The sequence below is a fragment of the Ectothiorhodospiraceae bacterium BW-2 genome (assembly GCA_008375315.1).
Lineage (GTDB): Bacteria > Pseudomonadota > Gammaproteobacteria > Thiohalomonadales > Thiohalomonadaceae > BW-2.
On sequence record CP032507.1, the window covers coordinates 1,931,382 to 1,955,151 of the forward strand.

Annotated in this window: 25 protein-coding genes; 8 read left to right on the forward strand and 17 right to left on the reverse strand. The window is 53.9% G+C overall.

The features are described 5' to 3' along the window. Nucleotides 1-4: 4 nt before the first annotated feature. Nucleotides 5-2,173, forward strand: a complete 2,169-nt coding sequence (locus D5085_09160) for an ATP-binding cassette domain-containing protein (protein QEP43272.1) — start codon at nt 5-7, stop codon at nt 2,171-2,173. A gap of 1 nt (nt 2,174) precedes the next feature. On the opposite strand, the gene hemW is transcribed toward D5085_09160, so the two are convergent. Together hemW and D5085_09170 are read right to left on the reverse strand one after the other, a co-directional pair. Continuing rightward, nucleotides 2,175-3,314, reverse strand: coding sequence for a radical SAM family heme chaperone HemW (hemW, locus tag D5085_09165; GenBank protein QEP43273.1), 1,140 nt, complete (start codon nt 3,312-3,314; stop codon nt 2,175-2,177). 374 nt (nt 3,315-3,688) lie between these two features. After that, nucleotides 3,689-3,883, reverse strand: a complete 195-nt coding sequence (locus tag D5085_09170) for a hypothetical protein (protein ID QEP43274.1) — start codon at nt 3,881-3,883, stop codon at nt 3,689-3,691. 10 nt (nt 3,884-3,893) lie between these two features. Here D5085_09170 and D5085_09175 point away from each other — a divergent pair, with 10 nt between their 5' ends. Both D5085_09175 and D5085_09180 read left to right on the forward strand, forming a co-directional pair. After that, nucleotides 3,894-6,161 (forward strand): primosomal protein N', encoded by a 2,268-nt coding sequence (locus D5085_09175; GenBank protein QEP43275.1) that lies wholly within the window; start codon nt 3,894-3,896, stop codon nt 6,159-6,161. A 95-nt stretch (nt 6,162-6,256) separates the two neighbouring features. Next, nucleotides 6,257-7,087: a metallophosphoesterase gene (locus D5085_09180; protein QEP43276.1), complete on the forward strand. Its 831-nt coding sequence runs from the start codon at nt 6,257-6,259 to the stop codon at nt 7,085-7,087. A 7-nt stretch (nt 7,088-7,094) separates the two neighbouring features. Here D5085_09180 and D5085_09185 read toward each other — a convergent pair whose 3' ends face one another. Beyond that, nucleotides 7,095-7,724, reverse strand: a complete 630-nt coding sequence (locus D5085_09185) for a response regulator (GenBank protein ID QEP43277.1) — start codon at nt 7,722-7,724, stop codon at nt 7,095-7,097. Between the two features lie 162 nt (nt 7,725-7,886). On the opposite strand from D5085_09185, the gene D5085_09190 reads away from it, so the two are divergent. After that, nucleotides 7,887-9,302, forward strand: a complete 1,416-nt coding sequence (locus D5085_09190) for a cysteine--tRNA ligase (protein ID QEP43278.1) — start codon at nt 7,887-7,889, stop codon at nt 9,300-9,302. Between the two features lie 13 nt (nt 9,303-9,315). On the opposite strand, the gene D5085_09195 is transcribed toward D5085_09190, so the two are convergent. Beyond that, the gene (locus tag D5085_09195; protein ID QEP43279.1) at nt 9,316-10,263 is read right to left on the reverse strand and encodes a protein-glutamate O-methyltransferase CheR; all 948 of its coding nucleotides are present in this window, start codon (nt 10,261-10,263) and stop codon (nt 9,316-9,318) included. Beyond that, entirely contained in the window at nt 10,260-11,183 is a 924-nt protein-coding gene (locus D5085_09200) for a chemotaxis signal transduction protein CheV (protein QEP43280.1), read from the reverse strand. Before D5085_09200 ends, D5085_09195 begins: the two co-directional genes overlap by 4 nt. 173 nt (nt 11,184-11,356) lie before the next feature. Here D5085_09200 and flgA point away from each other — a divergent pair, with 173 nt between their 5' ends. From flgA to D5085_09220, 4 genes are all read left to right on the forward strand, one after another. Next, on the forward strand, nt 11,357-12,085 hold the full coding sequence (gene flgA / locus D5085_09205; GenBank protein QEP43281.1) for a flagella basal body P-ring formation protein FlgA: 729 nt from the start codon (nt 11,357-11,359) through the stop codon (nt 12,083-12,085). A gap of 81 nt (nt 12,086-12,166) precedes the next feature. Next, nucleotides 12,167-12,478: a flagellar biosynthesis anti-sigma factor FlgM gene (gene flgM / locus D5085_09210; GenBank protein ID QEP43282.1), complete on the forward strand. Its 312-nt coding sequence runs from the start codon at nt 12,167-12,169 to the stop codon at nt 12,476-12,478. A gap of 28 nt (nt 12,479-12,506) precedes the next feature. After that, entirely contained in the window at nt 12,507-12,983 is a 477-nt protein-coding gene (locus D5085_09215; GenBank protein ID QEP43283.1) for a hypothetical protein, read from the forward strand. Between the two features lie 12 nt (nt 12,984-12,995). After that, nucleotides 12,996-13,811 (forward strand): hypothetical protein, encoded by an 816-nt coding sequence (locus tag D5085_09220; GenBank protein QEP43284.1) that lies wholly within the window; start codon nt 12,996-12,998, stop codon nt 13,809-13,811. Here the strand turns inward: D5085_09220 and D5085_09225 are convergent. The 12 genes from D5085_09225 to D5085_09280 all read right to left on the reverse strand — a co-directional run bounded on the left by D5085_09225 (nt 13,795) and on the right by D5085_09280 (nt 23,733). Then, nucleotides 13,795-14,487, reverse strand: a complete 693-nt coding sequence (locus D5085_09225; GenBank protein ID QEP43285.1) for an electron transport complex subunit E — start codon at nt 14,485-14,487, stop codon at nt 13,795-13,797. The genes D5085_09220 and D5085_09225 overlap by 17 nt on opposite strands. 8 nt (nt 14,488-14,495) lie before the next feature. Beyond that, complete coding sequence (rsxG, locus tag D5085_09230; protein ID QEP45114.1) at nt 14,496-15,107, reverse strand: electron transport complex subunit RsxG; 612 nt, start codon at nt 15,105-15,107, stop codon at nt 14,496-14,498. 29 nt (nt 15,108-15,136) lie between these two features. Continuing rightward, nucleotides 15,137-16,159, reverse strand: coding sequence for an RnfABCDGE type electron transport complex subunit D (locus D5085_09235; GenBank protein ID QEP43286.1), 1,023 nt, complete (start codon nt 16,157-16,159; stop codon nt 15,137-15,139). Nucleotides 16,160-16,163: 4 nt separating this feature from the next. Beyond that, entirely contained in the window at nt 16,164-17,705 is a 1,542-nt protein-coding gene (gene rsxC / locus D5085_09240; protein ID QEP43287.1) for an electron transport complex subunit RsxC, read from the reverse strand. After that, nucleotides 17,702-18,274 (reverse strand): electron transport complex subunit RsxB, encoded by a 573-nt coding sequence (rsxB, locus tag D5085_09245; protein ID QEP43288.1) that lies wholly within the window; start codon nt 18,272-18,274, stop codon nt 17,702-17,704. Before rsxB ends, rsxC begins: the two co-directional genes overlap by 4 nt. Beyond that, nucleotides 18,274-18,855, reverse strand: a complete 582-nt coding sequence (gene rsxA, locus D5085_09250) for an electron transport complex subunit RsxA (GenBank protein ID QEP43289.1) — start codon at nt 18,853-18,855, stop codon at nt 18,274-18,276. Before rsxA ends, rsxB begins: the two co-directional genes overlap by 1 nt. 133 nt (nt 18,856-18,988) lie before the next feature. Next, nucleotides 18,989-19,735: a flagellar basal-body rod protein FlgF gene (gene flgF / locus D5085_09255; GenBank protein QEP43290.1), complete on the reverse strand. Its 747-nt coding sequence runs from the start codon at nt 19,733-19,735 to the stop codon at nt 18,989-18,991. A gap of 61 nt (nt 19,736-19,796) precedes the next feature. Next, nucleotides 19,797-21,308, reverse strand: a complete 1,512-nt coding sequence (locus D5085_09260) for a flagellar hook protein FlgE (GenBank protein ID QEP43291.1) — start codon at nt 21,306-21,308, stop codon at nt 19,797-19,799. A 61-nt stretch (nt 21,309-21,369) separates the two neighbouring features. Continuing rightward, the gene (locus D5085_09265; GenBank protein QEP43292.1) at nt 21,370-22,065 is read right to left on the reverse strand and encodes a flagellar hook assembly protein FlgD; all 696 of its coding nucleotides are present in this window, start codon (nt 22,063-22,065) and stop codon (nt 21,370-21,372) included. 15 nt (nt 22,066-22,080) lie between these two features. Beyond that, on the reverse strand, nt 22,081-22,500 hold the full coding sequence (flgC, locus tag D5085_09270) for a flagellar basal body rod protein FlgC (GenBank protein QEP43293.1): 420 nt from the start codon (nt 22,498-22,500) through the stop codon (nt 22,081-22,083). A gap of 2 nt (nt 22,501-22,502) precedes the next feature. Continuing rightward, the gene (gene flgB / locus D5085_09275) at nt 22,503-22,889 is read right to left on the reverse strand and encodes a flagellar basal body rod protein FlgB (GenBank protein ID QEP45115.1); all 387 of its coding nucleotides are present in this window, start codon (nt 22,887-22,889) and stop codon (nt 22,503-22,505) included. Nucleotides 22,890-23,142: 253 nt separating this feature from the next. Further along, entirely contained in the window at nt 23,143-23,733 is a 591-nt protein-coding gene (locus tag D5085_09280) for a sulfoxide reductase heme-binding subunit YedZ (GenBank protein QEP43294.1), read from the reverse strand. Nucleotides 23,734-23,770: the final 37 nt, after the last annotated feature.

Sequence of the window (23,770 nt, forward strand, 5' to 3'; positions counted from 1 at the left end):
GGCGATGCAGCGACCTCTCTCTCCGGGGGCAGGCTCCTTGTGGCGAGCCTTGATGTCGGTACAGTGGTGGGCCGGTGTCGGGGTGAGTCTCTGGGTGGCCGCGCTGTTGGTTCTGCTGCCGCTGGCCGCAGGTGCTCTGATGGCGAGTATCGACACTATCACGCCGCTACAGTGGTTTGCCGTCCTCTTCGGCCTAGTGATGACCACTTTTTGGAGCGCAGTGGCGCAGCGGGCGCTGTTTCTTCGCTTGGCAGAGTCGTTAACCGAGCAGCTATCTACGGCGCTGTTTGAGCGTCTGTTACGGCTTGAGATCGGAGAGCGGCTGGCGCGTATCGAAGCGCAGCTAAACAGCTTTAACCGCGATCTGCCCGAGCTGCAGCAGTGGCTAGGTCGAGTCGCCCCGCAACTCCTACTACAGTTACCCCTGCTACTGCTGACACTGGCGTTGATGCTAGTCATCTCTTGGGAGAGCGCTTTAACGCTGGCGCTGCTGTTAGCGGCGCTGGAGCTGCTACTACCTTGGCTCGATACCCTAGCACAGCGGCAACAGCAGCAGCAACAGCACTATCAGCAGCAGTTGAACGACGCCCTATTGCAGCCGTTACGACGACAGCCGCTGTTGCGTCTCTATCGGCTACAGGGGGGGGCGAGGCGTGAGTTTGAGCAGCTATTGCAGCAGAGGGGACAAAGCTTCCGCTCTGTCGGCTCGCAGCTACTACAGTTGCAGCCGCTGCTGCTATGGCTGCGCTCTATGTTGCTGCTAGGGGTGGCGATTTGGGTTGCGCACCGCTATCAGAGCCAGCAGCTCTCGGTGGCTGAGCTTACCTCACTGCTGCTACTGATGCCGCTATTGAGCTACTCGCTCTCAAATCTCCCTCAGCAGTGGCGTCGGTGGCGTCAAGTAGAGGCCCTCTGGCGGCGGATGGCACCGCTGTGGCAGCTCTCACTAAGAGAGGAGCCTGAGGAGGGGCAGCGGCCAGTCGGGGCGTTGCAGCAGGGGATTTGGTTAAACGAGGTCACTTTTCGGCCAGCAGAGGGGGAGCTGTCGCTGTTACTGGAGCTCTACATCAAGCGGGGTGAGCATCTAGCAATAGTGGGCGAGCAGCTAAGTGGCAAAAGCTACTTTATGCGCCTGCTAGCGGCACTAGAGCGGCCTAGCAGTGGGCAGATCTATTTTGATGAGACCCCCTATAGCCATCTTGCACCCGGTGTGCTGCAACAGCAGATGGGCTGCCTGTTTAAAGAGCCGCTGCTGTTGCGCGATACCATTTTTAATAACATTCGCGCCGCTAGGGCCGATGCGAATGAGAGTGAGGTGGTACGAGCGGCGCAAGAGGCGGAGTGCCACGAGCTGATTCAACAGCTACCGCAGCGCTATCAGACTCTCTGCGATGAGCACAGCTCCCCACTCGACCTTGAGTTACAGCAGCGGATTGCCCTTGCAAGAGCGCTGCTAACTCGACCCCAAATTCTGCTGCTCGATGGCAGTTTAAGTCAGTTTGACCCAGTCGCCGAGCACCGTTTTGTCGATACCCTGCACCGCATTATGGTCGGTCGCACGGTGGTGGTAGCTAGCCAGCGACTATCGATTATCGCCACAATGGCGCGTATTGTGGTGCTACACCGAGGGCAGATTGTCGAGCAGGGGAGCCATGATCTACTGCTACAGCGCAACGGCCACTACGCTCGTATCTGGCTAAAGCAGAGTCTGACCCAGACCAATGGTAGGGGCGAGGCCGAAATCAATATGGAGCGGCTGCTAGCACTGCCACCGCTAGCGGTACTCCATCTGCGCCAGCGTCTGGGGCTAGAGGGGGTGGAGCGGCTACGGCGCAGCTTTATTACCGAACACTATCCGGCCGGTCATCTAGTCTTTGCCGATGGCGCGGCGGCCGATCGATTTCGGATTATTGCCAGAGGCTCGGTTGAGGTCTTCAAACCGGCCGAACTCGATAGCCCAGAGCGCCATATTGCCTATCTCACCGAAGGGGACTACTTTGGCGAGGGGGCGCTACTGTTAGATAGACCGCGTTCGGCATCGGTGCGAACCGTGAGCGCCACCACCTGTCTATCGGTAGGGCGGCAGCAGTTTGTGGCCTTAATGGAGGCGCAACCGGAGCTAAATGAGGATCTACGCAGCGTCTTTGAGGCGCGGTGGGCACAGTTACAGTAACTTAACAGAACAGTTGCAGTACCTCATTGAGAAACAGATAGCCGGTAGGGGTGGCGGCGATGCGCTGGCGCTGCTGTTGCAACAGCCCCCGTTGTCTAGCCGCGTTAATAGCCGGTTCAGCTAGGGCCTCAACGGCGTAGCGCGATAGCTGTGTGCTCTCGATTCCCTCGACTAACCGGAGCCCGTTCAACATCAGCTCGCACAAAATATCGGCCTGAGTGAGGCGAGTATGGCGACTAAGAGGCTGCGCCGCAGAGGGCTGCATATAGCGCTGTGGTAGCCGCTGCTTACTGGTTCGTACCACTGTGGCATCGCTATGGGTATATTTACCGTGGGCACCGGCCCCGACGGCGAGATAGTCGCCAAAATTCCAGTAGTTTAGGTTGTGTTGGCAGCGGCCGGAGGGGCGGGCGAAAGCGGAGATCTCATAACGCTCATAACCGTGCTGTTGTAGCAGCTCAATGCCCTGCTGCTGCACCTCGACTAGCCACTGCTCATCGGGTAGTGGAGGGGGGGTGTGGTAGAAGGGGGTATGCGGCTCCAGCGTGAGTTGATACCATGAGAGGTGCTCCACTTCGCAGGCGATAGCCTGACGCAGATCGGCAAGCGCCTCAGCCGGGCTCTGGTGGGGGAGACCGAACATAAGATCGAGATTAATGCGTTTAAAACCGGCGCGTTTGGCTAGCGCGATGGCCTGATGCGCCTCGGCGGCGCTATGGAGGCGACCTAGCGCCTGTAACTGACGATCATGAAAGCTCTGTACCCCGAGAGAGAGTCGATTAATTCCCAACGCGTAGTAGGCTTGAAAGTAGCGTTGATCGGCGCTGTTTGGGTTCGCCTCCAGTGTCGCCTCGTTGCCAAGGTTCCAACGACCACTCCGTTGTAGCGCCTCCATGATCGGGCGCAGCAGCTTGGGGGGGATAAGTGAGGGGGTGCCACCGCCGATAAATAGCGTCTTAAGCGGGCGCGACTCGCTCAGTGCTAGCTCATCTTTTAGGTCTTGCAGCAATGATGCAAGGTAGCGCGACGGCTCCTCCCCGCGAGTATGGGAGTTAAAATCGCAGTAGGGGCACTTCTGTCGGCACCACGGGTAGTGGAGATAGAGCGACAGCGGTGGCGGAGTGAGGGTCGAGATGTTCATAAGAAAATTTTATCATTTATCGATCACTTTGGGAAAAAAAAGGCCATTTTTAGCTTGACAGCGCGATAGTTATTCACAGGATTAGGAGGGGGAACGGTTGAACAGAGACTTCCCTTCGATAGTTAATAGGAAAGGTGAATTATATTGTTTAACTTATTGTATTTAATTATAAATAACCGCAGTAGTTGTGCTGTTGGAGGCAAAAATAAGAGCTTGACAATCGCTGAAATTACCGTTCTATGGTACAGTGATCCACAAACTTATCCACAGCCTTTGCAGCGCTTGACGAATTAACAAGGGGTTAGCGCCATATTATGGTGAATAGATAACCAAAATAGGGTTGTTTACCAGGTTATTCACAACTGTCAACAGAGTTATGCACAATTTAGGCAAATTTTTATTCCAGATAAGGTTAACTGACTGAAATAGTAACAATTTACCGCTTTCTTTTTTAAGTTGTTGTTTTTTAAGTTAAAAAAAATTATGGCCTCTTTTTTTTGAGCGGTAATATAAATGAAATCAGTAGCTTTTACACGATCGGTCTGTAAATAATGCACAAACTTATCCACAGAAAGGCCGATGTTTTCAAAAGGGGGTACCTTAAGGGGCTTTATAAAGAGGATTAATGAGAGTGTGAGTGATATTAACGACCAGATAACAGTTAGGGTGGCGCTAGAGCTGCCGCTACGGCGTCTGTTTGACTACCGCTTGACTACCGTATTGAGGCCCCCTTTGAGCGCTCGGGTGAGAGTCCCTTTCGGTCGCAGGGAGCTCATTGGCTGGATATGGCAGCTTGAGCCAGAGGATGCGCTGCCGATTAGTCAGCAGCGCAGCGTCATTGCTCTGCTCGATCAGCAGCCACTCTTGCCCTCAAGACTCTATCAGTTACTACAGTGGGGAGCGAACTACTACCACCACCCTCTAGGCGAGGTGATCGCAACGGCGTTACCGCAGAAGATTCGTGCTGGGGGAGCGCTACAACCACAGTCGTTGATGCGGTGGCAGGCTAGTGTCGATTCGGCACAGCCCTATCTTAAACTGTTGCAGCAAGCACCGCTGCAACAGAAGATTTTGACCGCGGCGGTGGCGGCTCCCGAGGGGTTGAGTCGAGAGGAGCTTAAACAGCTCGGGTCGAGCTGGCAGCGAGCGGTAGAGCGGCTACGACAGCTAAAGCTGTTACAGTGTCGTAAGGTGGGTGATCTATCGGGCCACGAGCCGACACTGCAACCACGCGCTCCGAGCTACTCGCTAACAGCCGAGCAGCAGCAGGCGGTAGCGGCGATTAGCGCTCATTGGGATCAATTTCGCTGCTGGCTGCTACAGGGGATCACCGGTAGTGGCAAAACCGAAGTCTATCTACAGTTAATTGAACAGCGCCTACAGGCGGGACGGCAGGTGCTGGTGCTGGTGCCGGAGATCGGGCTCACCCCGCAGCTACTACAGCGCTTTAGCTCCCGCTTAGGGTGTCGCGTGACTAGCTACCATTCGGCCTTGAGTGAGGGGCAGCGCTACACCGCTTGGCGTGCTATCTATCATCAGCAGGCACGGCTGATTGTCGGCACCCGTTCGGCGCTGTTTGCCCCTTTTCAGCAGCTAGGATTGATTATTATCGATGAGGAGCACGACAGCTCCTTTAAGCAGCAAGACCACTGGCGCTATTCGGCGCGAGATGTCGCGATTAAGCGGGCGCAGTTAGAGAGCATACCGATTGTACTCGGCAGCGCGACCCCCTCTATGGAGAGCTGGTACCACGCCGAGGCGGGGCGCTATCAGCGGCTGCGGTTGAGTCAGCGAGCCGGCGCGGGTGAGCTGCCGTCGATTCACCTTATCGATTTGCGCACTGTTCGAGTGCAGCAGGGGTTGAGTGAACCGCTACAGCAGCGTATGGCAGAGCATCTGCAGCGCGGACAGCAGGTGCTGCTCTATCTGAATCGCCGCGGCTATGCGCCGGTGCTGTTCTGCTACCAGTGTCGCTGGAGTGCGATGTGTCACCAGTGCGATAGCCGCATGACGCTCTACCGCCACCATTCGCGCCTGCGCTGCCACCACTGCGGTAGTGAACGAGCAGTTCTCAGCACCTGTCCGGAGTGTCAGCAGCCGCTTCACGCGATAGGGGAGGGGACTGAGCGGCTACATGAGGTGGTTAGCCAACAGTTTGCCGAGGTAGAGATCGTAAGAGTAGATCGCGATACTCTACCAACCGCAGCGCAGCTACAGCAGCAGATGGAGCGGCTACAGCACGGGCAGCGACAGATTATTATCGGCACCCAGCTCATTACTAAAGGGCACCACTTCCCAAACCTAACCCTAGTTGGGGTGATTCATGGCGATCAGGGGCTGTTTAGTCTCGACTTTCGAGCAGCGGAGCGAATGGCGCAGCAGCTACTCCAGGTCGCCGGACGGGCGGGGCGGGAGTGCGAAGCGGGGGAGGTCTATATTCAGACCCACGATCCTAGCCATCCGCTATTTAGACCCTTACGACGACACGACTACGAAGCCTTTTTGCAACAGGAGTTACCGCTTCGGCAGCAGGCAGAGCTCCCTCCCTATACCCACATAGCGCTGATTCGGGCAGAGGCGAAGGAGGCGTCGCAGGCTAGCGCTTTTTTAGAGACGCTGTTAGCCCAGCTAGTGGGTGCCGCCTATCCCGATTTAGACTGTTTTGGCCCAGTCGCAGCACCGCTAAGTCGTCGTCGTGGTTACAGTCGCTGGCAGTTACTGCTACAGAGCCGCCGTCGGGAGACCCTGCACACCCCGCTACTGCAACAGCTACCACTTTGGGAGAGATTACCGCAGGCGCGGCGGGTGCGCTGGTCGATCGATATTGATCCGCTGGATCTCTATTAAAGGATAGAGCGCCCTTTTTATTGGAGATTGCGCTATCGAGCCCATACCATGGCCAAGGGGAGTGGTTATGCAATACTAGGTAGGCAGAGATTAAGATGAAATTGGCGGTCTTTTCCGATGTTCACGGCAATATTGCCGCTTTAGAGGCGGTGATGGCGGATATTATCAACTGGAGAGCCGAGGTGGTGGTTATGAACGGTGATCTGATTAATCGGGGGCCTAATAGCGTCGAGGTCTATCAGCTACTGCGGCGTACGCTTCCTGACTGCTATCTACTACAGGGTAACCACGAGTCGTTTACCCGTTTCTGTCACCATCATCGCCCGAAAAGTGAGATAGACTACGGGGTGAAGCAGTTTACCTACTGGACGGCAACTAAAATGGCACCCTATATAGATGAGATTGCTAGCTGGGGCGAGAGTCTCGACTTAAGCGATCTCGATGGCGGGATGGTCCATATCACCCATGGCTCGCGAATCGGCAATCGGGAGGGGATTACTCCAGAGATGAGCGATGAGGAGCTTGCAAAGAGGGTAGGAGGGGGATCGCAGCTCTTTATCGCCTCGCACACCCATAAACCGCTACAGCGTCGGCTAGATGGCTCTTTGGTGGTCAATACCGGTTCGGTCGGATCGTCGTTTGATCGCGACTATCGTCCATCGTATGGCCGGTTTCTCTTCCGTCAGGGACGGTGGCAGAGCGAGATTCGGCGAGTAGCGTACGATCGTTCGCGAATCTACCGTGACTATGAGAGTAGCGGTTTTTTGGAGGAGGCGGGGCCGTTAGCACAGGTGATGTTGATGGAGCAGAAGTTGTGTCGCGGCTTAATGGGGCCTTGGATGCGACACTATCATGCCGCCGTGATCGAGGGGGAGATGACGCTAGAGGCCTCAGTTAAGGCCCATCTACAGCTGTTTATGGGGTAAATTGGCGTTATACATTGGAGTGGGTGCGGTTATGGTTCACCTCTTTTTGCCACTGTAGCTCGGCGGCTATCCCCCGTAGTTGCTCAAAATTGACCGGTTTTCTTAAAATATGGGTGTCGGGTAGGGTTTGTCGTAGTTGACTAATCTCCCCCTCTTCGGCGCCTGAGACCACAATCACCTTCATATTGTCAAACTCAGGTAGTTTCGCGAGCGTTTGTAGCATCTCAAAGCCATCCATACCGGGCATCATTAGATCGGTAATCATCAGATCAAAAGAGGTCTGACCGAGTCGAACTAGCCCCTCAAAGCCATTCGATGCCGTACTGACGAGAGGGGCAAAGGGCCAGTTAGAGAGCACATCTTGATAGATTTTGAGTAGGATGACATCATCCTCTACCACTAAAATTTGTAGCTGGTTCTCCCTCTGGCTAAGATGACGCTCTTGGGGTTGCTGTAATAGGGTTAGATCAGCATCGGCTAAGAGTCGTTCTACGGAGTGGCGACTGATGCGTCTGTGTCCACCTTGGGTCTTCCATGCCTCAAGCAGCCCACTTTCGCACCATAACTGGGCGGTTCGAACCGAGATCCCCAATAGTTGGGCCGCTTCACGAGTGGTACAATAGCTTCTTTTTACCATAGAACATTCCTTGGTGGGGGTCTGCTGCCTAATTTTCACGCTAAATCATACCCCAATTGTAACTGATAATGGAGAAAAATGATAAATTTAGTTATTTCCTGATAGCTACGCTTCAGGTAGTATGGCCGTTTTTTCCATTAGGCCTACCACGGAGAGTTATCTATGCCGTTTAACCATCAGCTAAGAATAGTCAATAGTCTTAGTCGTCAAAAGGAGCTGTTTGTGCCTCTCGACCCGACTCAAGTCAGGCTCTATGTGTGCGGCATGACGGTGTATGATCTGTGCCACATCGGCCATGCTAGGGTGCTGGTGGTGTTTGATACCATTTTTCGCTATCTACAGCTCATTTATGGCCGCGATGCGGTGCGCTATGTGCGTAATGTGACCGATATTGACGATAAAATTATTCAACGGGCTAAAGAGAACAGCGAGCCATTTGAGCAGTTGACCCAGCGCTATATTGAAGCGATGCACCAAGATAGCCTGCGACTTAGCGTATTACCCCCCACAGAAGAGCCGTTGGCAACGGCGCATATCGCGCCAATTATTGAGATGGTTGCGCAACTGATCGAGAAGGGGCTGGCATATTGTGTCGAGGGGGGCGATGTCTATTACGATGTGAGCCGATTTGCCGCCTACGGCGCACTGTCGGGGAAGAGTCTTGACGATCTTCGCGCCGGTGAGCGGGTGGCGGTCGATGGCGCGAAAGAGGATCCTCTCGACTTTGTGCTCTGGAAACGGGCGAAAGCGGGAGAGCCGAGCTGGGACTCCCCTTGGGGGGCAGGGCGGCCGGGGTGGCATATTGAGTGTTCGGCGATGTCAACCCACGCGCTAGGCGATCACTTTGATATTCATGGCGGGGGGCTCGATTTACAGTTTCCGCACCATGAAAATGAGATCGCTCAATCGTGCGGTAGTCGCGACACCCCCTTTGTTAACTACTGGATTCATAACGGTTTTGTCCGTGTGGATGATGAGAAGATGTCTAAGTCGCTAGGGAACTTCTTTACGATCCGTGAGGTGCTGCAACGCTATCAGGCCGAGGTGGTGCGCTACTTTATTCTAACTAGCCACTACCGTAGCCCGTTGAACTACTCCGATAGCCACCTAGATAATGCCCAGGCAGCGCTAACAACGCTCTATAACGCCCTACGAGGTGTTACGCTAGCGGCGGTAACGCCACAACAGTGCCATACGGCAGCGGCTGAGCGCTTTATGACGGTGATGGATGACGATTTTAATACCCCCGAGGCGCTGGCCATTCTGTTTGAGCTAGCACACCGTGTCAATCGGCTTAAAGCCACCGATCCTGAGGCAGCGGTGGCGGTCGCCTCTGAGCTAAAGGCGCTGGCTGGGCTATTGGGGTTATTGCAACAGCATCCGGATCACTTTTTACAAGGGGGGGGGGATCAGGAGGGGGAGGCAGAGTCGATAGAGCGGCTCATTGAACAGCGACAGCAGGCGCGACAGGCGCGGCAGTGGGGGGAGGCGGACAGAATCCGTGACGAGCTTAAGGCGATGGGGGTTGTACTGGAGGATAGTGCTGCGGGAACCCTCTGGCGACGGGAGAGCAATTAACAGTTAAGCTGCACTACTTTTTGGGGGCGCGGTTTGAGTAGAGAGGTGTCGCCACGCTAGATCGAAGAGGGGGAGGAGGCGGCGGTCTGCTCACTCCCCCGCCTTGCTGACTTGGTGTGGCACTCTGTTCGGCTAGACGGTAGGCAACCCCCTGCGCAAAACGGATCATCTCAAATTTATGGCTATAGGAGCTGGGGGACTCTGAGCCCCCTAAAATGAGGTAACCGCCGGGGTTGAGCACGGCGGCTAACCGATTCAAAATGTCGCCTTTTAGCTCCGAAGAGAAGTAGATCAATACATTGCGACAGAAGATAATGTCAAACCTGCCTAGACTGGCAAAGTTGTTAGCTAGATTCATCTCCCGAAAGGAGACCCGATTTTTAATCTCCGGTTTGACCTCCCAGCCACCACTGCTGTGGTGGAGAAAGAAGCGCTGTAGCCGCTGTTCGCTAATCCCCCGATTGAGTGCAAGCTGGTCGTAGATCCCTTTTTGGGCGGTCGCTAACATTTTAGTAGAGATATCGGTGCCGATTATTTGGATATTGGCCGGTAGTGAGTGGGGACGGGTGGCTAGGTATTCGGCAATAGTCATGCTGATAGAGTAGGACTCCTGCCCTGATGAACTAGCGGCAGACCAGATCCTAAGTGAGGTCGGTTTGCGCTGGCTGATCTCTGGTAGAATCTGCTCTTTCAGTAGCTCAAAGGGGTAGCGATCCCGAAACCAGAGCGTCTCATTGGTGGTCATAGCATCGATAACTTGGGCGCGTAGTTTCGGATTACGGTTAAACTGTAGTTGATCGAGCAGTTGGGCAAAATCTTCAATGCCGTATTCACGCATTAGCCTGCCGAGTCGGCTGGTGACCAGATAGTGCTTGTTATCACCTAGCACAATCCCGCTGGCCTGCTGTAAAAATTGGCGGAATCTATCGTAGAGCTCCGCAGGGAGGCGGGGCTGGGTCATTCTCGGTTTAACACTTCCAGCACAGCATTGGCCAGTTCGGTGGGGTTAAATTTGGAGATAAAGTGATCGGCACCGACCTTTTTGACCAGCGCCTCATTGAAGACGCCACTTAAAGAGGTGTGGAGAATAATATGCAGCGCCGACATATCGGAGCGCTCTTTGACTTGGCGGGTAAAGGTGTAGCCGTCCATCTCTGGCATCTCGACATCGCAAATGACCAGTTGAAAGTGTTGATAGACACTCTCGCCGCTATCGACAATCCCTTTAAGCAGATCAAAGCCCTCACGGCCATTTTTGACCATAGTCGATTCGACTCCGACCTGATCGAGAGTATGTTTAATCTGATTTCTAGCAACACTAGAGTCGTCAACAATAAGCACCTTATGGGCAAACTTTCTCTCCGACTCCTGCCCCTGCTCTATCGTCGCCGCTGCGACTAACTCCTCGACACCGATAATCTCAGATAACACCTTTTCGACATCAATAATCTCAATCAGACGCTTATCGACCTCGGTCACCGCCGTCATGTAGGTGTTGCCCGCCCCTTTAGGAGGGGGTTTAATACTATCCCAATTGAGGTTAACAATGCGTTCGACACCGGCGACCAGAAACCCTTGGGTGTTACGGTTATACTCGGTGATAATGACAAACGAAGAGCTGATATCAAGGCCGGTCGGGTGACCGATCGCCATACTTAGATCGATCACGGTGATGGTCTTGCCGCGCATATTGGCCATGCCGCGAACAGCGTAGTGAGAGTGAGGCACCGTAGTTAGTCTGGGGCACTGAATCACCTCTTTGATCTTAAAGACATTAATCCCGAAATATTGTCTGCCGCCTAGATGGAACAGCAGGAGCTCCATGCGGTTGTGTCCCGCCAGTTGCGTTCGACGATCTACATCGTCCAGTATGCCGGCCATAGTACTCCTCCGGAAAAACAGATTGTAGCTGGTGCTGGGGTTGAAAACGGGTGTAACTATACCCTCAATAGCGGGTCAAGGTATAGCACCGGCGACACTTTTATGGCAAAAATCGTGATGCCGTCGCTGGTTCAGGGCTGGATTTGTGGCGCTAATCGGTTTAGACTGACGCTATGGTGCTTAGCTTAGTACAAATCGGCCTGCTGGGGCTACTGTTGCTCTCTCCTCTTTGGAGCAGTTTTGCTGCGGCTAGTGGTGAGGGAGGCTATCAAGATCACGAAGAGATATTGCAGGGCGTGGAGCAGTACCTATTGAGCGAGGTGGTCGATGAGACGCTAGAGGATCTGCAAGTTAGCGTTGCCGCGCTCGATCAACGCCTAAAGTTATCGCAGTGTGAGTCACCGCTCAATTTTCGTCAGACCCACTCCGGTCGGCGCTACGGACGGGTGTCGGTGCAGGTGCGGTGTGAGGATGGCTTAAAGCCGTGGTCGCTCTATGTGCAGGCGACCATTGCCGCCTATGTTGATGTTGTGGTCGCTGCCAGAGCCCTGCCGCGTGGCCATGTGATTGGACGTGACGATCTGACGCTGCGCCGTACCGAGCTAGATCGCCTCGCCTCAGCGGCGCTGCGCCAGCCGGAGTCGGCGCTCGGTAAGGAGTTAACCCGACAGCTAGCGGTCGATATGCCGTTAACGCTGTCGATGTTAAAGCAGCCGCTGCTGGTCAATCGGGGTGAGCAGGTGGTGATTGTCGCTCAGAGCGGGACACTGTCGGTTAAAATGGCCGGTGTCGCCCTAACCGCTGGAGCCGAGGGCGATACGATACGGGTAAAAAATAGCTCCTCCGGTAAGGAGATAGAGGCGGTGGTGATTGGTGTGGCAACGGTTGAAGTCAGGATGTGACCGAGTAACGATTATGGTGCAGCAGATTAAAGTCTGTCTCAGTGGGGCCGATATGATGAGCATGAACATGAGGAGAGTACCATGCCAATTAATCAAGTAACAGGTTTTCCGGGAACCCAGCTGCAGCGCAGCGATAGCAGTGGTGCGGCCAGGGTGGCTCGTGGTCAGGAGGGCGCTGTACAGAGTGGTGTTGTTGGGGCGGATAAGGTCAGCCTAACCGATACCTCTTTGCGGTTGCGCTCACTGGAGACGGCTCTAGCCGATGTGCCGGTAGTCAATGAGCAGCGGGTTGAATCGATTAAGCAGGCGATTGCCGATGGCAGTTACCAGATCGATGCACGCCAAATCGCCGATAAGCTAGTTCAGTTTGAGCGAGAGATGTACGGTCAGTGAACGCCAGTTTAGAGTGTTATCGAGGAAAATGAGTATGAATCATACCGAGCCGCTACGGCAGCTATGTGCTAACGAGTCGGTTGCTCTTGATTCGCTGTATCAGGTGCTGCAACATGAGCAGCAGGCGGTCGCGGCACGCGATACTGAGCAGATGGATAGCGTGCTAGGGCAGAAGCTCGATCTGTTAGAGCAGCTCCAGCAGCTAGATCAACAGCGACAGCATCTGCTCCAGCGTGCAGGGCTTGAGGATAGTCGCGATAACTTTCGTCAGCTATTGCAGCAGCATGGGCTCGAACTCTCCCTCTGGGAGTCACTTGAACAGCGCTTACGGCAGTGTCATCAATTGCATCAGGTGAATAGTCGGCTGTTAGATCGAAACTATCAGCAGGTGCGAAAGATATTGCAATTAATGGTGGGTGGAGAGCAGGGAGGTCGGGTTGATCTCTACGATCGCCAAGGAACCACTGCGCAAAATCTCACCACCTACACCTCCATTAGAGTTTAACTGTCCACTGTTTTGGCCTCCTCCTCATCGCCATTGCCCCCTAATCGCGATAGCACAGCCGCCCGCAAGCCTGAATTTGAGCAGATAGACTCTTTTCACTATATTCGCATGTTACTCGATAGGCTGCGCGAGGAGCGGCTGTTAGTGACTCTTCGCCTCGGTGAGCAGCGTCAGACGGCCATCTCTACCCTACTTGATCTTGATGTTGAACAGCGTACTTTTGAGATCGATCTCCCCTTTAACTGTCAAACTGGGCACTTAATTAAGCCAGAATCGCCGCTAGAGATTGCGTTGATGGCCCGTCTAAAGGGGACTTCCATTAGCTTTAAAACGACACTACAGGGGCTGATTGAACAGTCGGAGCAGAGCTTTGCCCGCTGTCGCTGCGATATGCCGGCGATGGTGCGCTATTCGCAGCAACGCAATAGCTTTCGTATCGATACCCACGATCTCAACCTGCAGGCTCGACTCTATACCCAAAGCGGGAAAAGTTTTCGGGCACAGCTTATCGATATCTCCAAAGGGGGGATGCGGGCTAGTGTTAATAACCGTATCGCTACCAAGCTGCGTCAGGGTCTGAGCCTCGTTTGTGATCTCAACTTTGAAAATGTGGGTGAACAGGAGCGAGTTCGGGTGACTATTTGTACTATTTTACCGGCCACAGAGGGGGAGCAGGTCTCGGTAGTCGGGTTTAAGTTTGTCGATATGGATGCTAGACAGCAGATGCAGCTCGCCCACCGTATTGCTAGTGTAGAGCGGCTACTGCTGCGGGCACAGAACCACCCAGAGGAGGTGGACGCAGCACATGAAATTAACCCCTCTCGGTAAGAGGGCTGCTGCTAGCGCTAGCTGTACGATTCGATTGAGCCAAGGCCGCATCAATACCATTTTTAGCTGCAATCAGCAGTCCTAGACCGATAAAGGCCCCTGGGGGGAGGATCGCTAGCAGCAGCCCCTGATCAAACTCAAATAGCTGCTGCGTCATCCAGCTAGCCCCCTCACCAAACATTAGCTCTGCATCGGCAAATAGGGTGCCAAAGCCGGCCACCTCTCGCAGCGCTCCAAGCAGTACTAGCGGAAGGGTAAAGCCTATTCCCATCATAAGCCCATCGATTATTGAGGGGCCAAGCGGATTGCGCGAAGCAAACGCCTCGGCTCGTCCCAAAATAGAGCAGTTGGTGACAATGAGTGGAATAAATATCCCCAACACCAGATAGAGTTGGTGGAACCAAGCGTTCATTGCCAGCTCAATGGCGGTGACGAAGGAGGCGATAATAATCACAAAGACCGGAATGCGAATTTCGGCTCGAACCCAGTTACGAACCAGCGAGATAGTAGCGTTGGAGGTGAGCAGCACCAGTGTCGTCGCTAACCCCAGACCTAAGCCATTAATCGCAGTGGAGCTAACAGCCAATAGGGGACAGAGTCCCAAAATCTGCACAAAGGCGACATTATTATCCCACAATCCGTCACGAATAATTTTGCTGTATTGGCTATCGCTCATGATGGCTCTCACTCTGATGAAGTTATTGGTCGAAATAGCGCCTGCCGCTGCTGCTGATAGAAGAGCAGACTGTTTTTAATCGCGTTAACGACCGCACGGGGGGTAATGGTGGCACCGGTAAATTGATCAAACACGCCACCCTCTTTTTTCACCTGCCACAGCGCTTGTGGCGGGTTAGTCAAATTGAGCTGGTTAAAGCCTAAGATCCAATCGGAGCGAGTCGCTTCGATCTTATCGCCAAGCCCCGGCGTCTCTTTGTGGTAGATCACCCGCACCCCAAGCAGATTGCCCTCAATATCGATACCGATGAGCAGGCCGATATCGCCGCTATAGCCATCTGGGGCGACACTCTCAATGACTACTGCGACGGCGCGGCCACTATAGCGGGCACGATAGATCTGTTTCGGCGCCTGATTGCCCAGTAGCGGATCGACCACCTCGATCTTATCTTCAACAATGGCGTTGTCATAGCGCTCGGGGGGGATGATCTGGGTTAGGTTATTGAGGATCGTCTGATACTCATTCTCGGCAATGAGGGGCGCTGTGCTCTCATGTATCGAGCTGACTAGTGAGGTGCCAAGGATAGCAAATAGCCCCAAAATAGTCGCATTAATGAGCATTGTCTGTAACATCGCTTCGCTCTCAGTGACTATTGTCGGCTCGGCTGCCCAAAGACCGGCGGGCGGGTATAGTAGTCGATAGTGGGCGCGGCCATATTCATTAGCAGTACTGCAAACGCCACCCCATCGGGATAACCGCCCCAGGTGCGGATGATAAAGGTAAAGAGTCCCACGCCAGCACCAAAAATTAGCCGACCCCGCTCACTCGTCGCCCCTGAGACTGGATCGGTAGCGATAAAGAAGGCACCTAGCATCGCCCCTCCCCCCAGTAGATGGAAGAGCGGCGAGGCAAAGCGATCACTATCAATAAGATAGAACAGCGATGAGAGCAGAAAGAGGGTGGCTAACATCGCTACCGGCACCTGCCAGCGAATGGTGCCGCGCCAGAGTAGATAGAGTCCTCCTAATAGAATCAGCAGGTTAATCTGTTCGTTAGCGACACCGCCAAAGACTCGAAAGAGCTGGTTGCTATCGAGATTATCGATCGATTGACCAATTGTTAAGCCGCTATGGTAGTTATCGAGTGGGGTGGCGTAGGTGAGGGTATCCATCGGCGCGGCATTAAAGACAATCACGGCGGCCTCAATAAAAGCGATATCGTGCCCAATGTGTGACAGCGGTGCCTGCCACTGGGTTAGCTGTTGCGGAAAGGAGATCAGTAGCGCCACATAGGCGACCATGGCCGGATTAAATGGATTAAACCCTAGGCCACCATAGAGCTGTTTCGCAAGTCCGATAGCGATAATCGCCCCAATGAGGCAGATCCACCAAGGCGAGAGTGGTGGGATAGTTAAAGCGAGTAGAATCGCTGTCACCGCAGCGCTGCCATCGCTAATGGCGGGTAGAATGGGGCGGCGGCGCAGATAGAGCATCGCCGCCTCCACTCCGAGAGAGAAGAGGGTTAACAGCACAATATTAAATAATATCCCCCAATCAAATAGCCACACATGGAGCAAAATGGCCGGAATGAGCGCCCAAATCACCTGCAACATCACCTTTTGGGTGCGGGCAGGGCCGTGCTGATGGGGAGAGCTGATAGGAAGTAGAGACATAGGGTTAGCTATCGGTGTGAGCGGCAGCACTCTTTTTGGCTTTAGCGCGTGCTAATGCCGCCTCAATGAGCGCTTTTTTGTCGCTAGTCTCGCCATCCCCTTTGGAGCTAATGGCGCTTTTTTGTTGTTGATGGCGCACGGCACGCTCCTCTTTTTCGCGCTGTAGCCGGAATTGACGGAATTCGTGCCGTTCGCGGGCGATATCGGCCGCTTTTTTGAGGCGCTCCTGCTCCCAAATCTCGGTTTTGGCGTAGCGGTAGTAGTGGACTAATGGAATTGTCGAGGGGCAGACCCAAGCGCAGCAGCCACACTCAATGCAGTCAAACAGGGCATAATCCTGCACTTTCTCTAGCTCTTTGGCGCGGGCGTGCCAGTAGAGTTGCTGCGGTAACAGGTTGGCCGGACAGACTGTGGCACACTCGCCGCAGCGAATACAGGGCTGATGGTCTGTCGTCGTCGGTTGAGGGGGTCTTACCAGAATGGCATTGGCGGTTTTGGTAATTGGGGTGGCACCGTGGTTGAGTCTTATCCCCATCATCGGCCCGCCCATTATCGTCTCGCCGTGATCCTCCGTTGTGCCGCTAGCGGCCTGAATAAGGCTCTGGACTGAGGCTCCTAGGGGAACGATAAAGTTTTGGGGGTGGCGAATGAGCTCACCGCTCACGGTTACATAGCGGTTAATGAGCGGTCTGCCTTCACGAATAGCGTCATGGACGGCGGTGGCGGTGGCGACATTTTGACACACTACATTGACATCGAGTGGAATGCCGCCCGAAGGAACCTCCTTGCCGGTGAGGGTCTTAATTAACTGCTTTTCGCCTCCGGCGGGGTAGAGGGTCGGTATGGCAACGATCTCAATATCGATCTTGCCGCTTAACTGTAGTGCAGCGGTGAGCGCTTTCATGGCTTCAGGTTTATTATCCTCTATCCCAATCACACAGCGCACTGCGTGTAGTGCATGGCGCATAATGCGGGCGCCGGAGATAATCGCATCGGCTCGTTCTCGCATTAGGCGATCATCGCAGGTAATAAAGGGCTCGCACTCGGCACCGTTAATAATCAGCGTGCCGGTCGCCTGCTTACTAGGGGTGTTTAACTTGATGTGGGTGGGGAAGCCGGCTCCCCCCATACCAACGATACCGGCGCTGTGAATCTTTTGGCGCAGATCAGCGGGGGCCAATTTGAGGTAGCTCTCTACCGGCTGTCGTTCGATCCACTGCTCTGCCCCATCAGGAGTTAGCTCAATCGCCACTTGCGGCTGACCGGAGGGGTGGTTGGTGATCCGAGGGGCGATAGCGAGGATTGTGCCTGAGGTAGGGGCGTGTATCGGGGCGCTGACATAGCCGCTGCTCTCGGCTAGTAGCTGCCCTTTGAGTACCCGCTCTCCCTCTTGTACCACGGGTCGCGCTGGTTGACCGATATGTTGCTGTAGCGGCAGCGTGAGTCGGGTAGGTAGGGGTAGCGGGGTTGCGGGTGTCTGATTCGAGAGCCGTTTAAAGCCCTCTAATTTGATTCCGCCGTGAAACTGCCATAGGGGTTGGCTCATTGGCTAGCTCCTGTGGTGAGTGAGAGGGGCGTGCCGCTTTGGGCCGGTAGGGGCCAGCGCCACCGCTTCAGATCTTGGCTCACTGGAACCATATCGATACACTCAACCGGACAGGGGGGGAGGCAGAGTTCACAGCCGGTGCACTCATCGGCAATCACCGTATGCATCTGTTTGGAGGTACCGACAATAGCATCGACCGGGCAGGCTTTAATACACAGTGTGCAGCCGATACAGATCTGTTCGTCAATGAAGGCGACCCGCCGCTCCTTCGCCTCACCCGCTTCGGGATCGAGCGGTTTCGGATCGACACCGAGTAGATCAGAGAGGGCGATAATGGTGGTCTCTCCGCCGGGAGGGCAGCGGTTAATATCGGCTTCGCCGGCGGCAATCGCCTCAGCGTAGGGGCGGCAACCGGCGTAACTGCACTGACCACACTGGGTTTGAGGCAAGATGGCGTCGATGCGCTCAACGACCGGATCGCTCTCGACTCTAAAGCGAACCGCCGCATAGCCTAAGATCAGCCCAAATAGTAGCGCTAACAGTGCTAGTGTGATAACTGCGGTGGTCATTAGCCCTTAACCAGTCCTGAGAATCCCATAAAGGCCAGTGACATAAAGCCGGCCGTCATCAGGGCAATGGCGGCACCGCGAAAAGGCCGTGGCACATCGGCAACGGCAATACGCTCGCGCATGGCGGCAAAGAGTACCAATACTAGGGTAAAGCCGAGCGCCGCGCCAAAGCCGTAGAGCGCCGATTCGACCAGTCCATGCTGCTGCTGGGTATTTAAGAGGGCGACGCCGAGGACGGCACAGTTAGAGGTAATGAGCGGCAGAAAGATACCGAGCACCTGATAGAGTAACGGGCTGGTTTTATGCACCACCATTTCGGTAAACTGCACCACGACGGCAATGACTAAGATAAAGGCGATGGTGCGCAGATACTCTAGCTCCAGTGGGGCTAAAATATAGTCGTTCACTAGATAGCTACAGAGGGAGGAGAGGGTGAGGACAAAAGTGGTCGCCAGCCCCATGCCCATCGCGGTCTCTAGTTTGCGCGAGACGCCCATAAAGGGGCAGAGGCCAAGAAACTTCACCAATACGAAGTTATTGACCAATATGGTGCTTACCAGAATGAGTGCAAGTTCGCTCACCAACGCTCTCCGGTAAGCTGACAAGCGGCGCGGCTAAATGGATTAGGGGGAGGCATCTACCTTACAATATTTAGGGCTGTGGTTGCTACGGGGGCGGCATTATACCCCCTTAGTTAGAGAAAATCTGCTCTTTTTAAGACATCATGCTCATCAGTTTGGAGAGGGCGCTGTCGTTCTCTTCGGCCTTTTTCATTACCTTCACTTGTAGCTCATACTGACGCTGCAGTTCGATCATTTCAACCATTGAGGCGACCGGATTAACATTACTCCCCTCCAGTTTGCCTAGCTCTAGGCGGATGGTGGCGTCGGCCTCGGCCTCATCGCCCTCTTTAAGGCGCATAAAGCCATCTTCCCCTTTGGTCATGTTGCTATGTTCGGGTTTGACCAGTTTAATGCGATCTAGTATCGCTACAGTATTGGGATCTTCACCGAGGGGGACGATAGAGATCGTGCCATCGGTACCTATCTCCATCTTCTGTACCGGAGGCAAGGTAATCGGGGCACCGCCGTTACCGAGCACTGGGTGGCCATTACCGGTGACTAGTACGCCGGTGCTGGAGATATTGAGGTTGCCCATGCGGGTATAGGCTTCGTTGCCATCAGGGGCCTGTACCGCAATCCACCCTTGGCCATTGATCGCGACATCGAGATCGCGGCCGGTAGCGTTAATCATGCCGGGGGTAAAATCGACCCCGGGGCTTTCGGTCATGGCATAGACCCGTGAGGGGTGTCCTTCACCAAAGACCGGCATGGAGCGAAACTGCTCCAGATCGGCTTTAAAGGCGGGGGTGGAGACATTGGCCAGATTATTGGTATTTATCTCTTGGGCGATCATGGTCTGTTTGGCGCCCGACATGGCTAAAAATAGCATTCTGTCCATCTTATCGCTCCCTAACAGTCAATTTTATGGCTCCCATGCGCTGGCATGGGAGCCGCTACGGTTATCTCAGGTTAATAATGGTCTGAGTAATGGCACTATTGGTCTCTATCGCCTTAGCGTTCGCTTGGAAACTGCGCTGGGCGGTAATCAGTTTGACTAGCTGTTGGGTGAGATCGACATTAGAGCCTTCCAACGCGCCGGCGCGGAAGGAGCCGAAGCTGCCGGTACCGGCTTCACCCACCAGCGGAGGGCCGCTGTCGATCGACTCTGCCCAAGCGGTGTCACCTAACTGCTTTAACCCCTGCTCATTAGGAAAGAGAGCTAGGGCGATTTTGCCTAACGAACTCTGTTGGCCGTTACTATAGTTGGCGCGAATGATGCCTTCGTCGCTAATATCGAGTCCTGATAAGCGACCGGCCGTATAGCCATCTTGAGCCAGTGTGGTGACATTAAAATTAGCCGCAAACTGGGTGGGGGAGTTGTTGTACATATCAAGGCCAATATTTTGAGTGGCACCCTCCCCTAAGTTGGCACCATTTGCGGGGATAGGTGCCGCTACAGTCTGTTCCGTTTGAAGGTTATTATCATAAGAGACATAGGTAGCGATGTTAGCCGGATCGTCAGGAATAATATGAAATTTTGGGGTTGGGTTAAGTATGGTTGTGTCGGCTGTATTGCTACTATTGGCGTTAGCGGTCGCTTCCTGGTCTATCTCACCGTTATTATCAAAAATTAACCGCATAAAGCGGCTGCCGTTCACAGAGTCATCTTGGTTAACCATCTGCATCGGCAATGAGATATTATTGCCATTGGCGTCGGTTGTGTTAAGTACCGGATAGACTTGCCACTGGTTTTGAGGAATCGTACTGCCGACGGTGCCGTTCGCTACTGGATTCCCCCCTGCATCATAGGAGGTGCCATCTTTGACAAAGTAGTAGGTCATCGTATGAACCCCACCCTGTGAGTCATAGATATTAATCGAGGTGGAGGTATTAAATGAGTTGCTGTTGCCGGGAAAAAAGGGGTTGGCAACTGAGTCAATCGGAGTGGCTGTACTGGGCAGGTTAGCACCGAGTTCTATCTCTTTAGTGGAGGTCGGTGTCCCCGCTGTTGACGGAACTTTTAGAGCGATCGTTGATGAGAGTGAAGTCGATTGCACTGACCCATCAGACTCATTTACCGGAAAAGTTTGCAGATACTCGCCGCTGCTATTGGTGACATAGCCCTCAGAATTAACCTGAAACGCACCAGCGCGGGTATAGGAGGGCGTGCCATCGGTTGAGCTGATACCGGGACGGGTCACAAACATCCCTCGCCCACTAATAGCAATATCCATGGTGTTATCGGTAAAGTCGAGATTCCCCTGATTATGCATCTGCTGCACGCCAGCTAAAAGAACCCCACTACCAATCGCGGTAGAGCTACTACCAAACGCAGAGGTCGCATAGACATCAGCAAACTGCACCCGCGACTCTTTAAAACCGGTGGTACTGGCGTTAGCCACATTGTTACTAACAACGGCTAACTCAGATGAAGCGACACTGAGGCCGCTTAACGCTGTATTAAATGACATGATTCTCTCTCCTGTTGTTTGAGCATCAAAAATAGATAGTTAATAAAAATAAAAACAAAAATTACTGTCGTACCTGACGAATATCGGCAAACGAGACCTCACCAATGCCACTGACATCAAAGGCCATTTTGCTGCCACCTGCGCCGAGGGAGAGGCTTTTTACGGTTCCCTCAATAAAGGTCTCAAAGCCGGTATTGGTTCCGCCAGCTAACCCTTCGGCCTTCATTTGATAGACTCCGGGAGGCATGGTCTCACCCTCATCATTAGTACCATCCCAACTAAAATCGACCATCCCCTCGCCCTGTATCCCTAAATCGAGCCTCTTAACCGGCTGACCACTCGCATCGCTAATCGAAACGGTCAATTTACCGACCGATTGGGGTAGCTCCACCGAGCCGTTCAGTGGGCCATTGGCGGTCAATTCGCCCTGATTACCCTGCACTAGGGCGTGTTTACCCACCATAGAGGCGGCCATGAGCGACTGATTAGAGTAGAGCGATTCGGCTAAACCGGAGAAGGAGCTATTGAGATCACCTATCCCTTTTACCGAGCTGAACTGGGCCATCTGCCCCAAAAACTCCCCATTCTCCATCGGCGCCATCGGATCTTGATTTTTGAGCTGGGTGGTCATCAGGGTGAGAAAATCCTCCTGCATTAAATCGGCTGATGACTCATCGGTTTGACTCTGCTCTGTCTGTCGCTCGGTACGCAGACCGAGTGACTGGTAGAGTTTGGTGGTATCTTCAACGGCATTCATGACATATTACCTCTGTTATTGCTGACCGAGACGAAGTATTGCCTGTGCGAGTCGCTTGGCAGTATTCATGACTTCGATATTGGTTTGGTAGGAGCGAGAGGCGGAGATCATATTCGCCATCTCCTCTACGGTATTGACATTGGGCATAAAGATATACCCCTTCTCATTGGCTTGGGGGTGGTTGGGGGCGTATTTGCGCTGTAGCGGCGCATCGCTCTCTACAATCCCCTCTACGCTCACTTTGACTGAGGCCTGTTTGCCCTCTTGAGCCTCATCTAACATCGCTTTAAAGACTGGCTGACGGGCACGGTAGGTCTCATCGATACTGCTGCTGACGCTGTTAGCATTGGCCAGATTACTGGCGGTCGTGTTCATACGAATCGTCTGCGCCTCTAGGGCGCTGCCCGATACATCAAATACGCGAAACATTGACATAATTATTGCCCCTTCAGTGCCTGTTTCAGTTTACGAATTTTACCATTTAGAAAATCGATGGTCGCCTGATAGCGTAAGTTGTTTTCGGCGAGCTTCGCTTTCTCCTCATGCGCGGTGACGGTATTGCCATCGATGGATGGCTGGCTAGGTACCCGATACTGCGGGGTTATCGCGATACCGCCGAGCGAGTGGCTGCCGATATGGCCCGAGCGGCTGGTCGCTAGCCCTAATGTGTTAGCGTTGGGTTGTTGCTGGTGGTAGCTGCGCAGGATGTCACGAAAATCGACATCCCGTGCTTTATAATTGGGGGTATCCGCATTGGCTAGGTTGGAGGCGAGTAGCTCCATACGGTAGCTACGCACTCTAAGTGCCTGCTCATGCAGCCCCATGGTCTGTTCCAAACTTGGCATAACGCTCAACTCCTCTCGTTCTGTTCAATTCAGCTTGCTTCGGGTTATGCTTTTATTGTGCCTATTTTTTTTAAATCTTTATAAATCATTTGTTTATTGTTTGGTTTTATCATGGCTGTGGCTCCGGCAGGTGAGAGAGTCAAACTTTTGACGCGGCGATTGAACTGGCTGACCCCCTAAGTGAAACCGAAAATGGGCGTTGTGGCTGTGATCTAGGTCAAAAAATGGTAGTTTAGCTGCGTAGTGCATACAGGAGCCGCTCCCCTAACAGTAGCGCCAGTAGCAGCGCATAGAGCATCGGGTAGAGCATATCGGCGCGGGTGAGGAGTAGATAGTGAGCGACACCTAGTAGGGCGGCGAGGTAGATAAGCCGATGCAGCCCCTGCCAGTAGTGACCGAGACGCTTAATGGCGCTACGATGAGAGGTGAGCGCCAAGGGCAGCAGTAGCAGTAGCGAGATCATGCCTAGGGTGATATAGGGGCGTTTAACGATATCTTCGACGATGGCCTGCCAGTCAAAAAATTGCTCTAAAATAGTATAGGCCAGCAGATGCAGTAGCAGATAGAAGAAGGCGTAGAGCCCCACCCGGCGCCGATAGCGGGCTAACCCCCGCCAGCCGAGACGGCGACGGCAGGGGGTGATGGCCAGTGTGATTAGCAGTAGATTGAGCCCCCAGGTGCCGAGGTAGTGCAGGGTGTACTCAATCGGATTGACGCCGAGGTTGTGGCTGAGTGCGAGCCCTAATAGATAGAGCAGGGGGGCGATCCCCCCTAGCCAGAGGAGGGAGCTGATGATGAGGGGCTGGGCTAATCGGTTAATCATCTACAGTTAGAGGTGGGGTGTGGATGGGGGAGCGGGT

Coding starts and splice junctions, on each gene's coding strand:
- flgA (QEP43281.1), top strand. CDS start 11,357: ATGGTGCTTAGCTTAGTACAAATCGGCCTGCTGGGGCTACTGTTGCTC.
- flgF (QEP43290.1), bottom strand. CDS start 19,735: ATGGACAGAATGCTATTTTTAGCCATGTCGGGCGCCAAACAGACCATG.
- D5085_09185 (QEP43277.1), bottom strand. CDS start 7,724: ATGGTAAAAAGAAGCTATTGTACCACTCGTGAAGCGGCCCAACTATTG.
- rsxC (QEP43287.1), bottom strand. CDS start 17,705: ATGAGCCAACCCCTATGGCAGTTTCACGGCGGAATCAAATTAGAGGGC.
- D5085_09265 (QEP43292.1), bottom strand. CDS start 22,065: ATGAATGCCGTTGAAGATACCACCAAACTCTACCAGTCACTCGGTCTG.
- D5085_09190 (QEP43278.1), top strand. CDS start 7,887: ATGCCGTTTAACCATCAGCTAAGAATAGTCAATAGTCTTAGTCGTCAA.
- D5085_09225 (QEP43285.1), bottom strand. CDS start 14,487: ATGAGCGATAGCCAATACAGCAAAATTATTCGTGACGGATTGTGGGAT.
- D5085_09235 (QEP43286.1), bottom strand. CDS start 16,159: ATGTCTCTACTTCCTATCAGCTCTCCCCATCAGCACGGCCCTGCCCGC.
- D5085_09160 (QEP43272.1), top strand. CDS start 5: ATGCAGCGACCTCTCTCTCCGGGGGCAGGCTCCTTGTGGCGAGCCTTG.
- D5085_09260 (QEP43291.1), bottom strand. CDS start 21,308: ATGTCATTTAATACAGCGTTAAGCGGCCTCAGTGTCGCTTCATCTGAG.
- flgB (QEP45115.1), bottom strand. CDS start 22,889: ATGGGGCTGCATGAGCAGGCACTTAGAGTGCGTAGCTACCGTATGGAG.
- hemW (QEP43273.1), bottom strand. CDS start 3,314: ATGAACATCTCGACCCTCACTCCGCCACCGCTGTCGCTCTATCTCCAC.
- rsxB (QEP43288.1), bottom strand. CDS start 18,274: ATGACCACCGCAGTTATCACACTAGCACTGTTAGCGCTACTATTTGGG.
- rsxG (QEP45114.1), bottom strand. CDS start 15,107: ATGCTCATTAATGCGACTATTTTGGGGCTATTTGCTATCCTTGGCACC.
- D5085_09195 (QEP43279.1), bottom strand. CDS start 10,263: ATGACCCAGCCCCGCCTCCCTGCGGAGCTCTACGATAGATTCCGCCAA.
- D5085_09175 (QEP43275.1), top strand. CDS start 3,894: ATGTTTTCAAAAGGGGGTACCTTAAGGGGCTTTATAAAGAGGATTAAT.
- flgC (QEP43293.1), bottom strand. CDS start 22,500: ATGTCAATGTTTCGCGTATTTGATGTATCGGGCAGCGCCCTAGAGGCG.
- D5085_09215 (QEP43283.1), top strand. CDS start 12,507: ATGAGTATGAATCATACCGAGCCGCTACGGCAGCTATGTGCTAACGAG.
- D5085_09280 (QEP43294.1), bottom strand. CDS start 23,733: ATGATTAACCGATTAGCCCAGCCCCTCATCATCAGCTCCCTCCTCTGG.
- D5085_09180 (QEP43276.1), top strand. CDS start 6,257: ATGAAATTGGCGGTCTTTTCCGATGTTCACGGCAATATTGCCGCTTTA.
- flgM (QEP43282.1), top strand. CDS start 12,167: ATGCCAATTAATCAAGTAACAGGTTTTCCGGGAACCCAGCTGCAGCGC.
- D5085_09200 (QEP43280.1), bottom strand. CDS start 11,183: ATGGCCGGCATACTGGACGATGTAGATCGTCGAACGCAACTGGCGGGA.